The 12,602-nt window shown below is 68.2% G+C and carries 12 protein-coding genes; 6 read left to right on the top strand and 6 right to left on the bottom strand.

Features of this window, described 5'->3' with window-relative positions:
- Window positions 1-38 precede the first annotated feature (38 nt).
- From NBT82_RS02915 to NBT82_RS02940, 6 genes are all read left to right on the top strand, one after another.
- Window positions 39-824 (top strand): DICT sensory domain-containing protein, encoded by a 786-nt coding sequence (locus NBT82_RS02915; RefSeq protein ID WP_251330092.1) that lies wholly within the window; start codon window positions 39-41, stop codon window positions 822-824.
- 263 nt (window positions 825-1,087) lie between these two features.
- On the top strand, window positions 1,088-2,974 hold the full coding sequence (locus tag NBT82_RS02920) for a 2-oxoacid:acceptor oxidoreductase subunit alpha (protein ID WP_251330093.1): 1,887 nt from the start codon (window positions 1,088-1,090) through the stop codon (window positions 2,972-2,974).
- Between the two features lie 3 nt (window positions 2,975-2,977).
- Complete coding sequence (locus NBT82_RS02925) at window positions 2,978-3,916, top strand: thiamine pyrophosphate-dependent enzyme (protein ID WP_251330094.1); 939 nt, start codon at window positions 2,978-2,980, stop codon at window positions 3,914-3,916.
- Window positions 3,917-4,000: 84 nt separating this feature from the next.
- Window positions 4,001-4,429, top strand: a complete 429-nt coding sequence (gene lrpA1, locus NBT82_RS02930; RefSeq protein WP_251330095.1) for an HTH-type transcriptional regulator LrpA1 — start codon at window positions 4,001-4,003, stop codon at window positions 4,427-4,429.
- Between the two features lie 37 nt (window positions 4,430-4,466).
- A complete protein-coding gene (gene dinB, locus NBT82_RS02935) occupies window positions 4,467-5,711 on the top strand; it encodes a DNA polymerase IV (protein WP_251330096.1) in 1,245 nt (414 codons plus the stop codon).
- Between the two features lie 64 nt (window positions 5,712-5,775).
- A complete protein-coding gene (locus NBT82_RS02940; RefSeq protein WP_251330097.1) occupies window positions 5,776-7,902 on the top strand; it encodes an ATP-binding protein in 2,127 nt (708 codons plus the stop codon).
- Window positions 7,903-7,966: 64 nt separating this feature from the next.
- Here the strand turns inward: NBT82_RS02940 and tpiA are convergent, their stop codons facing one another.
- From tpiA to hisC, 6 genes are read right to left on the bottom strand one after another with little or no spacing between them, the layout of a single operon-like run.
- The gene (gene tpiA / locus NBT82_RS02945; RefSeq protein ID WP_251330098.1) at window positions 7,967-8,623 is read right to left on the bottom strand and encodes a triose-phosphate isomerase; all 657 of its coding nucleotides are present in this window, start codon (window positions 8,621-8,623) and stop codon (window positions 7,967-7,969) included.
- 53 nt (window positions 8,624-8,676) lie between these two features.
- Entirely contained in the window at window positions 8,677-9,771 is a 1,095-nt protein-coding gene (locus NBT82_RS02950) for a carbon-nitrogen hydrolase family protein (RefSeq protein WP_251330099.1), read from the bottom strand.
- 38 nt (window positions 9,772-9,809) lie between these two features.
- The gene (locus NBT82_RS02955) at window positions 9,810-10,334 is read right to left on the bottom strand and encodes a multiprotein bridging factor aMBF1 (RefSeq protein ID WP_251330100.1); all 525 of its coding nucleotides are present in this window, start codon (window positions 10,332-10,334) and stop codon (window positions 9,810-9,812) included.
- Window positions 10,335-10,383: 49 nt separating this feature from the next.
- Complete coding sequence (locus NBT82_RS02960) at window positions 10,384-10,986, bottom strand: CDP-alcohol phosphatidyltransferase family protein (protein WP_251330101.1); 603 nt, start codon at window positions 10,984-10,986, stop codon at window positions 10,384-10,386.
- On the bottom strand, window positions 10,983-11,492 hold the full coding sequence (locus NBT82_RS02965; protein WP_251330102.1) for an adenylate kinase family protein: 510 nt from the start codon (window positions 11,490-11,492) through the stop codon (window positions 10,983-10,985). The genes NBT82_RS02960 and NBT82_RS02965 overlap by 4 nt, the downstream gene beginning before the upstream one ends.
- Entirely contained in the window at window positions 11,489-12,571 is a 1,083-nt protein-coding gene (gene hisC, locus NBT82_RS02970; RefSeq protein WP_251330103.1) for a histidinol-phosphate transaminase, read from the bottom strand. The genes NBT82_RS02965 and hisC overlap by 4 nt, the downstream gene beginning before the upstream one ends.
- Between the last annotated feature and the right edge of the window lie 31 nt (window positions 12,572-12,602).

The raw sequence follows: 12,602 nt of genomic DNA on the forward strand, positions 1-12,602 counted from the left end.
CTATATAGCCTGTGACGTTGACCCATACGTACTCACCGATGGTAGCCGACGGCCAGCCAACTAGCCTTCGTGACATGTTCTCCGAGGTGTCGGGTGGCTCGCTCTCGCTGCTCACCGTCAACCGGACCCGGCCGGAACAGGTCCAGAACTTGCTGGCCGACGCGTTCGCGACGGGGTCGGTGGAGTTGTCCGAGCGGTCGCTCCCGTCGGACGACGACCTGCTTGTGCTTCGCGAGGACGGGGAGATCACCGCCGTCTCCTCGCTCGACCGGGTAATGCGGTCGTTTCTGCTCGTGAACGGGGACCAGTTCACGACGAGCACCCGAGGGTTCGACGAGGACGTACCCGCGGTGTTGACGGGCATGGACGGCACGCTGTTCGACCTCCGTGGCTATCCGGACTCGAACAAGGAGAAGCTCCTCCTGGTGGTGATCTCCCGGCATATCGAGCGCCGGGCGTACGAGGCCGGCGAGGGAACTCTCCGAGCGACGTTCCAGCGACTCTCCCGTCTCGAAGACGAGTCGGGGACGCGGCAGGTGTACGAACGGCTCGCCGGACGGCCGCTCGACGTCCACGTCTACGGCGTCCCCGACGAGTCGCCGACGTGGCTCGACGCGACGGTTCACGCAGGTACCACCCACGAGTATCGTCGCTCGTGGTGTGTGGTGTATCGACCGCCGACCCGGGGTGGTGTAGACGACCCGGGACCCGGACCCGCGGCGCTGGTCGCCCACCAGCGGGCACCGAACCGCTGGCGGGGGTTCTGGACGTACGACCGCGAGCGCGTCGAGCGGATCCACCGCTACCTGGTGCGGTCGTTCTGAGCGACCGACCCACTACCGGAGGCCCTGATCCCCGGAGAATTGTCAGGAGAGTTATATTCGCCTCACCGGGTCCGAGTCGACGGCTCGAAGCCCACCGGAGCAGCGTCCAACAGCGGGCATTCTCGGCGTGCGTTACGTGCCGATCGGAGCCCCCGAGATCGGGAGTCCTACATCATTTTTGCTTGGTAACGTATAGCAAAGGCTTTAGTCGAACCATGGTCAAATCCCTCGGTAGTGGCCCCCCTGCGGGCCGTGATTTGAATATGACTGACCATGAACTCATGTGGCGGATCGCTGGTGGGTCGGGCGACGGCATCGCGTCGACCAGCCAGAACTTCGCCAAGGCCCTGATGCGAGCGGGGCTCCACGTCTTTACGCATCGACATTATCCGTCGCGGATCCGCGGCGGACACACGTACACGGAGGTACGAGCCAAGACCGAACCGGTACGCTCCCGTGGTGACGGGTTCAACTGTCTGCTCGCGCTGGGGGACTCCTTCGCGCGCAACCCACAGGAAGACGCGTACTACGGCGACGAGGAGATCAAGCCGCTGTCCGAGAACCTCGACGAACTCAACGAAGGCGGGATCATCGTCTACGACACCGGCCTGCTCGACAGCGCCGACATCCCGAACTTCGAGGAGCGGGTCGAGGAGAACGACTGGCACGTCTACCCGCTCAACCTCCGTGAGATCGCTCGTGACCACGGCCGGGAGGTCATGCGGAACACCGCCGGCGTCGGCGCGACGGCCGCACTTCTCGGCATCGACCTCGAGTACTTCGAGGAACTGATGGCCGAATCGATGCCGGAGGACATCCTCGAACCCAACAAGGAGATCCTGCATTACACCCACGACAAGGTGATCGAGGAGTTCGAGTTCACCCACGACCTCCGCGTACCCGAGGGAAGCCACGACGAGGAACAGGTGCTTCTCTCCGGGAGCGACACCATCGCCTACGGCGCCATCGACGAGGGCTGCCGGTTCATCGCCGGCTACCCGATGACGCCGTGGACCGAAGTGTTCACCATCATGTCCCAGGCGCTGCCGGAACTCGGCGGTGTCTCCGAACAGGTCGAAGACGAAATCGCGGCGGCTGCGCTCGCACTCGGGGCCTCCCACGCCGGCGTCAAGGCGATGTCGGGGTCCTCGGGCGGCGGGTTCGCGCTCATGTCCGAACCACTCGGGCTGGCCGAAATGTCCGAGACGCCGGTGGTCCTCGTGGAGGCGATGCGGGCCGGGCCGTCGACGGGCCTGCCGACCAAGCCCGAACAGGCCGACCTCGAACACGTCCTCTATACGAGCCAGGGCGACTCGAACCGGGTCGTGCTGGCGCCGGGGACGGTCGCCGAGGCCTACGAACAGTCGCGGCTCGCCTTCCAGTTGGCGTACGGCTACAACATCCCCGTCGTCCTGCTGTACGACCAGAAGCTCGGCGGCGAGTTGATGAACGTGCCAGCGAGCCACTTCGACCGCGAGCCCAACCCGGACTTGGGTGCTGTCACCACGGAGGAAGAACTGGAAGAGGCCCCCCACGGCCCCGGCGGGAAGTTCCACCGCTACCGCTACGACGCCGAGGACGGCGTCAGCCCGCGGTCGATCCCCGGACAGAAAGGTGGGCACTTCCTCGTGACCGGCAACGAGCACAACCAGGCCGGTCACATCGAGGAAGATCCTACCAACCGCGTCACGCAGATGGAGCGTCGGATGTCGAAACTCGACGGAATCCGGGAGTTCCTGGACGAGCAGGACACCCAGACGTACATGGGTCCCGAGGAGGCCGACTACGGCCTGATCACCTTCGGGAGCCAGCAGGGGACCGTCGCGGAGGCGGTCGATCGACTCAACGGTGCGGGCCACTCGGTGAAAGGCATCGGCGTCAGCGACATGATGCCCTACCCCGAGGCGGAGATGACCGAATTCTTGGAGAGCGTCGACGAAGCGTTGGTCGTCGAGATGAACGCGTCCGGGCAGTTCCGGGGGCTCACCCAGAAGGAACTCGGTCGGTTCGGTGACAAACTCTCCAGCCTCCTGAAGTACAACGGCGAACCGTTCGAACCCGCGGAGATCGTAACCGGATTCGAAGCGAGCATCGAGGGGCAGGACGTCCCCGACCAGCAGACGACCTACGTCCCGGCGGCAGGTGACTGATCCATGAGTGCATTCTCAGCAATCGGCGAAGACCGCGAGATCGACCGCGAAGAGTTCACCCCCACGCTCGAACCCCAGGCGACGTGGTGTCCGGGTTGTGGTGACTTCGGCGTCCTGAAGGCGCTGAAACAGGCCATGCCCGAGGTGGGGCGCAACCCCGACGAGGTGTTGCTCGTCACCGGCATCGGCTGTTCGGGGAAGCTCAACAGCTACTTCGAGAGCTACGGCTACCACTCGATCCACGGGCGTTCGCTCCCCATCGCCCGGGCGGCGAAACTCGCCAATCCCGACCTCGAAGTGATCGCGGCCGGCGGCGACGGTGACGGCTACGGGATCGGTGGCAACCACTTCATGCACACCGCCCGCGAGAACCACGACATGACCTACATCGTCTTCAACAACGAGATCTTCGGCCTGACGAAGGGGCAGACTTCGCCCACGTCGCCGAAGGGCCACAAGTCGAAGACCCAGCCCCACGGCAGCGCCAAGGACCCCATCCGGCCGCTGTCGCTGGCGCTCACCTCCGGGGCGTCCTACGTCGCGCGGACGGCCGCGGTCAACCCGAACCAGGCCAAGGAGATCCTCGTCGAGGCGATGCAACACGACGGCTTCGCCCACATCGACTTCCTCACCCAGTGTCCGACCTGGAACAAGGACGCCCGGCAGTACGTCCCCTACACGGACATCAACGACTCCGAGGACTACGACTTCGACCCGACGAACCGAGAGGACGCCCAAGAGATGGCCAGCGAGGCCGAGCGATCCCTCTACGAGGGCGAAGTCCTCACGGGGCGGTTCTACGTCGACTCCGAACGGCCGTCCTACCAGGAGGAAAAACAGGCCATCGGCGAGATGCCCGAACAGCCCCTTGCGGAGCGGTATTTCGACGACGACTACGAGTGGGAGCGGAGTCACGACCTGTTGCTCGACCGGCACAAGTAGCCGGACGGGACGTCTCCGGAGACGTTCGACGAACGCGTTTTCGCCTTCGCAACATATTTTTTCCGTGGACCGAAAGGACTCCACATGGGAACGACCGCTACGGAACGTCGTATTCTTTCCGTCCTCGAAGAGGACGCACAGGCGTCCTACGGGGAGATCGCGGACCGCGCTGGCGTCTCGAAGCCGACGGTTCGTAAGTACATCCAGCAGATGGAGGAGGAGGGGGTTATCGTCGGGTACTCCGCAGAGGTCGACCCGAAGAAGCTCTCGGGGCAGTCCATCGCCATGGTCGGGATCGAGGTCGAGAGCGAGCGGTACGTCGAGGTGACACGCGCGTTGAAGGCCATGGACGCCGTCGAGGCGCTGTACACCTCCTCCGGGGACCACATGCTGATGGCGGAGGTGCGGGCGCCGGACGGCGACGCCCTCGGCGACGTGATCAACGACGACGTGCTCGATCTCGACGGCGTGACGGCCACACATCCCTCCTTCCTGCAAGAACGGCTCAAGTAAGCGCAATCTTGAGGGTGCTCGGCGACCGACGGTAGCTATGTCCGGCGGCGGGACGCTCCCCAGCGTGGTCGACGACGGCGACGATCGCATCGTCTGTCACGTCGACGTCGACTGTTTTTACGCCTCCTGCGAGCGGTTGCGCGACCCCGAGCTTCGGGGCCAGCCGGTCGTCGTGGGGATGGGGTACGAGTCCGGCGAGCCCCACGGCGCCGTCGCCACGGCGAGTTACGAAGCCCGGGCGTTCGGCGTCGAGAGCGCCCAGCCCATCTCGGCGGCGCTCGAACGGCTGCCCCGCATGGCCGACGCCCGCGACGATCCGTCCCTCGATCCGGCCGAGGCAGGGTACTACCGCCCGGTCGACCTGGAGTACTACCGTGAGGTGGCCGAGCGGATCAAAACGATTCTGCGGGAGTGTGCCGACCGAATCCGGGAGGTGAGCGTCGACGAGGCGTACCTCGACGTGACCGAGCGGACGGCGTGGACGGTCGTGGACGGTCGAACGCTCGCGGAGGGGTACGCCCGGTACGTCAAAGAGCGGATCGCCCGGCAGGTGGGCGTCCCCGCGAGCGTCGGCGTCGCGCCCAACATGAGCGCCGCGAAGGTGGCGAGCGATCACGACAAGCCCGACGGACTGGTCGTGGTCGAACCCGGCGAGGTACGGGCCTTCTTCGAGCCGTTGTCCGTCTCCGCGGTCCACGGCGTCGGACCGGTGACGGCTCGAGAACTGCGCGAACTGGGCGTCGAGACGGCGGGCGACCTCGCGGCGGCCGATCCCGGGATCCTTCGCGAGCGGTTCGGCGAGCGGGGCCGGACGCTCCACGAGCGAGCGCGCGGCCACGACGACCGGGAGGTGACGCCGAAGGGCCGACCCAAGAGCCTCTCGCGGGAGTCGGCGTTCACCGAGGCGACCGACGACGCCGCCCGCCAGCGCGAGACGGTCGCGGGGCTGGCGGCGGACGTCGCGGAGCGGGCCGCGGGGAAAGACGCCCTCTATCGCACCATCGGCATCAAGGCGGTGACGCCGCCGTACGACGTGAACACGCGCGAGCGATCGCTGCCGGGGCCGGTCGCCGACGCCGACCTCGTCCGGGAGGTGGCGCTGGACCTCCTCGCGGAGTTTGCAGGCGAGCCGATCCGAAAACTCGGGGTGCGAGTATCGAACCTCCAGTTCGCGGCGGCGGAGCAAGCACGACTCGACGGCTGGGACCGGGCGGACACCGCGGAGTGCGAGGGCGACGTACCGCTGTGCGACCAGTCGTCGCTCGGCGACTTCGACGCGTAGCGGCGGCGGTATCGGACGCCCGTCTGACGCGGAACTATGGGGGGCGAGACCCTCTCACACGTCGATGACGGAGACGGAAACCATCACGGTCGCGGACGTGAGCGAGGGTCCCGGCGGCGACGCCGAGGCCGACCCCGGGGCGCCGGTCTCGCTCCCGGTCGTGGAACTGCTCACCGGCCGGGGGTTCGTCACCGGGAAGTCCGGATCGGGGAAGTCCAACACCGCGTCGGTGCTGGTCGAGAACCTACTGGAGAACAACTTTCCGGTCCTCGTGGTCGACACGGACGGCGAGTACTACGGCCTGAAAGAGGAGTTCGAACTCCTGCACGCGGGCGCCGACGACGAGTGTGACATCCAGGTCAGCCCCGAACACGCCGAAAAGATCGCGTCGCTCGCCTTGGAGGGCAACGTGCCGATCATCCTCGACGTGTCGGGCTACCTCGACGAGGACGTGGCGAAGGAACTCCTGCTCTCGGTCGCGCGCCACCTCTTCGCCAAGGAGAAGAAACTGAAAAAGCCTTTCCTGATGCTGGTCGAGGAGGTCCACGAGTACATCCCCGAGGGCGGCGGCTTGGACGAGACGGGGAAGATGCTCATCAAGATCGGCAAGCGGGGCCGGAAACACGGCCTCGGCATCGTCGGGATCAGCCAGCGGCCGGCGGACGTCAAGAAGGACTTCATCACGCAGTGTGACTGGCTCGTGTGGCACAGACTCACGTGGAACAACGACACGAACGTGGTGAGTCGGATCATCGACGCCGAACACGCCAGCGCCGTCGAGGATCTGGGTGACGGCGAAGCGTTCCTGATGACCGACTGGAGCGAGTCGGTGCGGCGGGTGCAGTTCCACCGCAAGCGCACCTTCGACGCCGGGGCGACGCCCGGCCTCGACGACTTCGAGCGCCCGGAACTCAAATCCATCAGCGACGACCTCGTCGCCGACCTCCGCGAGATCAGCGACGAACAGGAGCGCCGGGAGAGCGAACTCGCGGACCTGCGACAGGAGGTGGAACGAAAAGCCCAGCGCATCCGCGAACTGGAAGCGGAACTGGAGGAGGCGCGGGACCTCTCGCGGATGGCCGACAAGTTCGCACAGGCGATGCTCCGGAAGGCCGAGGCGCCGTACCGCGGCGGCGACGGACGGAACGCCGCCCGGCCGCTGCCGTCGGATCAGGCGGAGTTGCGCGAGTACGAACCGGAGGAGGGGGACGCGGATGCGAATAGCGGCTCCGGGACGACGGAGCCGAACGACTCCCCGGGGGACTCGGACGCGGAGGCGAACGCGGACGCGACCGGCGAGTTCCCGACGATCGAACCGAACGAGTGGCCGACGCCCGGGCCGGTGTCCGCCGAGGAGGGGAACGAGGCCGACGGCGGGGCGGAGGCCTCGACCGAGGAACAGGCCGACGGGGACACCGACGGCGGGACGGACGCGTCGACCGAGGAACAGGCCGACGTGACGTTCGACGCCGGCGAGGCACCCGCTGTCGATGAGCGGGCGCCGGCGGAGGCGTCGACGGTCGACTCGACGGAATCGGGTGCGACACCGGGCACTCGCGAGGCGGTCGTCGCTCGGTTGCGCGACCGGATCGAGGCCCTGCCGGATCTCTCGCAGGCGATGCTGGCTCACTACCGCGAGGCGGGAACTGCCGACCCGGTCGACGCCCACGTCGCGGCGGGCGGGACGCCGAAGCAAACGCTCGCCTACGGCCGGAACCGTCCGCTCCGCCGGGCCGGATTCGTCGAACACGTCGAACGGGACACCTACCGGTACGCGCTCTCTGACCGGGTGGCCGAGCGGTTCGACGGCCACCTCGACGAAGTGGACCTCGCGTCCGTCCAGCGGGACGTCGAACGCGCCTTCGTCGACGAGGCGGCGCTGGTCGACGAGAGCGTGGACGACGACGAGGGTCGGAGCATCCCGGCCGAGGAACGGCCGGACGTGGAGATGGTGCCGGACGAGGAGAGCGTCGAACCGGACGACGGCTTCGTCACCGAAGACGTGGCGATCATCGACGACGACTCGGCGGATGGCGGGGACAACGACGACGGCGGCACGACGACCGACGCCGAAGGCGACGATGGGACCGCGACCGACGCCGAAGACGACGATGGGACCGCGACCGACGCCGAAGACGACGGCGGCACGGCGCCGGCCGAGAGGGACACCGGCGGCGTGGAAATCCTCTAGTCACCTGCCGCCGGACCTGTCAGCACCGCCCGCGGATCGTCGGCCACGGCCGCCCGATCCGCTCTCACCGACGCGACGACACGCCCGACACCAGATCCTCCAGCACCGCCCGCGGATCGTCGGCCTTGGCCACGCCGCTCGCGAGGAGGACGCCCTCGGCCCCGAGGTCGGCAGCGGCGGCGACGTCCTCGCCGGTCGAGACGCCGGCGCCGCAGTAGACGTCAACCTCGGGGTCGACCGCCTCCGCGGCGGCGACGGCGCCCTCGACGATTTCGGGATCGGCACTGGCCACCGACACGTCGCCACCGATGAGTCCGGGAGGTTCGACTGCCACGGCGTCGGGGCCGAGTGCGGCCGCCGCAGCCACCTGTTCGGGGTTGTTGGCACAGACGACCGTCTCCATGTCTGCACGCTTCGCGGCGTCTAAGGCGCCGTCGATGTCGGCGAGTTTCAGTCGGCGCTCGGAATGATTGAGCAGGGACCCCGTCGCGCCGGCGTCGGCGACGGCCTCGGCGAGGGTGTGTCCGGTGTGGCTCCCGTGATCGACGGGCGCGACGTGCTGTGCCCACGTCTCGACCCCCGTCGCGGCGACGCGGTCGAGGTGGGCCGCCTGCGTGGCGACGGCGATGCGGGCGCCGTGGGCTTTGGCCACCGACGTGGCCGCTTCGGCGACGGCGACCGGGTCACAGGGGTACGCTTTGAGGTTGACGAGGACGAACATACCCCGGATGGGGAGGCGTGCGAACAAAAAACGTGACCATCTCGGAACCGGGCTCACTCCTCCGCGAGCGACTCGGCGACGGCCTCGATGGCCTCGATCGGGACGTCGTGTTCCTCGGCGAGCGACTGGGCACGGGCGGCCGAAAGGGTTGATCCGGTCCCGTGGTGGTCGTGGACTGGATCGGGCCGGCCGTCGCGCACCTCCAGGTTCACCGCGTCCCAGCGGGCGTAATGCCCCATCGCGTCGAAGTAGGCCTTGGTCGCGCGGCGTTCGTCGCGGTCGAACTCGGCGGTCAGGAGCGTCTCCTCGCCGACCACCGGGCCGGCCTTCACGATGCCGGCGGGGTTGACGAGCATACTCCCTCCGTTGCCCACGCCGAACCCGATCTCACCCTCTTCGAACCCCTCGGGCACGTCGTCGCTCATGTAGGCCGAACAGGAGGCGACGAACGACTGCGTCTCGAAGGCGTACTCCCGGACCGCGGGGTATATGTCGCAGGTGTCGCGGGCGGCGGGCGAGTCCGCGCGCGTCTTGTCGCCGGGGTGGCCGTGCTGTTCCCAGAACCCGGGCCAGACGGCGGCGTGGATCTCCTCGCCGTCCGCACACAACGCCGCCTTCGAGAGGGTCATGTGGTTCTCGTAGCAGACTAACCCGCCGAGCCGTCCCACGTCGGTGTCGTGGGTGGTGAGGTGGGCGGGGTCGCCCCGGCCCCAGATGCTTCGCTCGTCGTGGGTCGGCATGAGTTTCCGGTGCCGGCGGACGAGTTCCCCCGATCGGTCGAAGAAAAACAGCGAGTTGTAGAGCGTCTCGCTCCCCCGGCGGTCGTCCACCTCGTTCGTCCCGAGGACGAGATGGAGGTCCGCGTCGGCGACGGCCTCGCCGACGGTCTCGACGGCGTCGTCGTCGACGTGGAGGCTGTGTTCCCTCAACTCGACCATCAGGTCGGTCCACCGGGCGATGGAGGTGCTCCGTCGCCAGTAGGGGTAGCCGGGGACGTACGTCTCGGGGAAGACCAGTACGTCGACGCCGCGGTCACCGGCGCGTTCGATCCACCGGCAGGTCTTCGCGAGGGTGCCCTCGGCGTCGTGGTACTCCGGTTCGATCTGTGCGGCGCCGAGCGTGAACGTCTCGGCCACGTCACGGGACATGGCCGGGCCGTCGTGCCCGACCGACATAACCCTCCGCCCTAGTCCTTGCGCTTGACCACGTCGCCGAGGGTGGTCGTCGTCGAGGAGCCACCGGACCACTCCGCGTCCCCGTCGCCGCCGCCCTCGGACAGCGAGATGTCGAGTTCGCGTTCGAGTTCGCCCTGCACGTCGTCGCTCGGAAGCACGTCGCCGCGTTCGAGTTTGCGGATGAGGCTCGCCTTCTCGTTGAGTTCGTTCGCCAGTTCCTCCTGGCTCAGACCGCGGTCCTCGCGGGCCGACCGAATGCGGTCGTCGTAGTCGGTGGCGACCTCCTCCATGTCGTCGAACATGTCGTTGCGGCGGGAGGAGCCGCCGGAGGAACTCGACCCGCCGCCGGAGGTGGACGAAGACGAGGACGAAGACGAGGACGAGGTGGAGTACTTCGTGGAGGACGAACTGCTCGACTCGGTACGGACCTCGGTCCCGAAGTCCGAACACTCGTCGCAGAGTTCCAGTTCGGCCCCTTCGACCTTCGTCGTAGTCAGCGACGAACTCTCGGCTCCACACATTTCACACTGGGGCATATGCCTCCGTAGCGGACGCCGGGGGATAAAAGGTGCGCCCCCGATCCAATCACTGGAGGTCGCGCCACGCACCCCAGAACCGCTGGAGTGCGGTGACGTGACCGATGACGGCAAACAGCGCGAGCAGGTAGCCGACGACGGTCAGCGGCCCCACCGGATCGGGGATGACGGCGGCGGCGACGCCCCCGACGCCGATCAGCGCGAGACGGTCGGCGCGACCGACGAGGCCGCCGTACTCCCGGCCGAGCCCGACCGCCTGGATCTGCGTGCCGAGATAGGAGGTCAACAGGACGCCCGTGACGGCGAGGAGGCCGAGGTCGTACCGACCGACGCCCGCGGCAAGCCCCACTACGAGGACGACGTCGGCGTAGCGATCCAGCACGTGATCCAGCAGGTCGCCCGCCCGGGAGTCCACGTTCTGTGTCCGTGCCAGCGCCCCGTCGAGGAGATCCAGCCAGCCGTTCGCGAGGACACAGCCCGCTCCGAGGAGGTAGCCGAGCGGCGTGGCGAGGTAGAATCCTGCGGCGGCCACGAGCGCGAAGCCGAAGGCGACGACGCTGACGCCGTCGGGCGTGAGGCCGAGTCGGTCGGCCGCGGCCACCATCGGGTCGAGGACGAGTTCGGCCACCGGGCGCAGACGATCCAGCGTCATAGGTACTCGAGGAAGTCGACGTCGCCGGCGCTGGGCTCCCGGTTGCCGGCGATCACCGCCTCGATGTCGGCGGCCACCGCCGCCGGCGTCCGGTCGGTCGTGTCGATTTCGAAGACGCGGTCGGCGCCGTGACGGTCGACCGCCTCCGAGAGGATCACGTCGAGCGCCTCGCTCTCGGCGTTCTCGGCTGCCTTCGCCTCGCTCGCGCCGCGGTCGCGCAGGCGCGCTTCGAGCACGTCGGGGCGACACCGGAGGACGACGACCCGGTCGGCGTCGAGGTGGTGGGCGAGGTGGGATTCGGCGACGCCCGACCAGTCGCCGACCGCCTCCCGGACGGCGTCGAGGTCGGCCACCAGCGAGTCGCGGTCCGCGTCGCGTTCGGTCCAGAGCCCCGCCTCCCGGATCAGGTCGTTGAGGTGGATCACCGGGTCGTCGAGCAGGGTCGTGGCCGTCGTCTTGCCGGTGCCCGGGGTGCCCGTGACGGCGACCCGCTCCGTGTCGGTCACGTCCGCACCTCCGCGAGGACGTCGTTGATCGTCTCGACCGCGCGGGGCGTTGACTCGCGGGTGCCACAGGAGACGCGGATACAGTCGGGGAGGCCGAAACTGGAGCAGTCGCGGACGATGACGCCCCGTCGCTGGGTGGCCTCGGCGACGGCGCTCGCGTCGCCCACCGCCGCGAGGACGAAGTTACCCCCGCTCTCCCACGTCGGCGCGTCGAGGTTCTCGCGAAGGTAGGTCCGTGCCCAGCGCGCCGTCTCGACGGTCCGTTCGAGGTGGTCGTCGTCGTCGAGGGCGGCCAGCGCGGCCCGACACCCCACCTCGCTGGCGGCGAAGGGCGTGTTGACACGGGCGTAGGCGTCGGCCCACGCTTCGGGGACGACCCCGTAGCCGACGCGGAGGCCGGCGAGACCGTAGGCCTTCGAGAACGTGCGCGTGACCGCGACGTTGTCGTGGTCGTCGAGGAGGTCGATCGCGGACGGCGACTCGGTGTACTCGCCGTAGGCCTCGTCGACGACGAGTAGGGTGCGGTCGGCCACGGCCTCGGCGAGGTCGACGATTGCCGCCCGCGCGAGTTCGGCACCCGTCGGATTGTGCGGCGTCGTGAGATAGACGATCCGCTCGCCGTCGTAGGCGTCGAGGACGGTGGCCGGCGTCTGGACGAAGTCGTCGGCCTTCGAGAGGTCGTAGGTCGCCACCTCACCGTGGTGATAGCGGGCGCTCATCCGGTAGTAAGAGAAGCCGGGATCGGGTGCGAGCACCCGGTCGCCGGGGTCGAGGAAGGCCCGCGAGAGGTAATCGAGGGCGCCGTCGGCACCCGGCGTCACCCAGATCTGCTCGGGGGTGACTCCCCAGTAGGCGGCCAGTTTCTCGCCGAGGTCCGTGTGCGAGGCCTTCGGATAGACGCCCACGGTGGGCGCCGTCTCGCGGATTGCCTCGACGGCCGCCGGCCCCGGTCCGTGCGGGTTCTCGTTCGAGGAGAGTTTCGTGAGGTCGCCGGGGTCCATCCCCAAGTCGCGGGCGACCTCCTCCGCCCCGCGGCCGGGGACGTACGGCGAGAGCTCCGAGAGATCCCGTGGTTGCATGATCGGAGGATGCGGACGCCGACGCTTAAGC

The sequence above is a fragment of the Haloplanus sp. HW8-1 genome (assembly GCF_023703795.1).
Lineage (GTDB): Archaea > Halobacteriota > Halobacteria > Halobacteriales > Haloferacaceae > Haloplanus > Haloplanus pelagicus.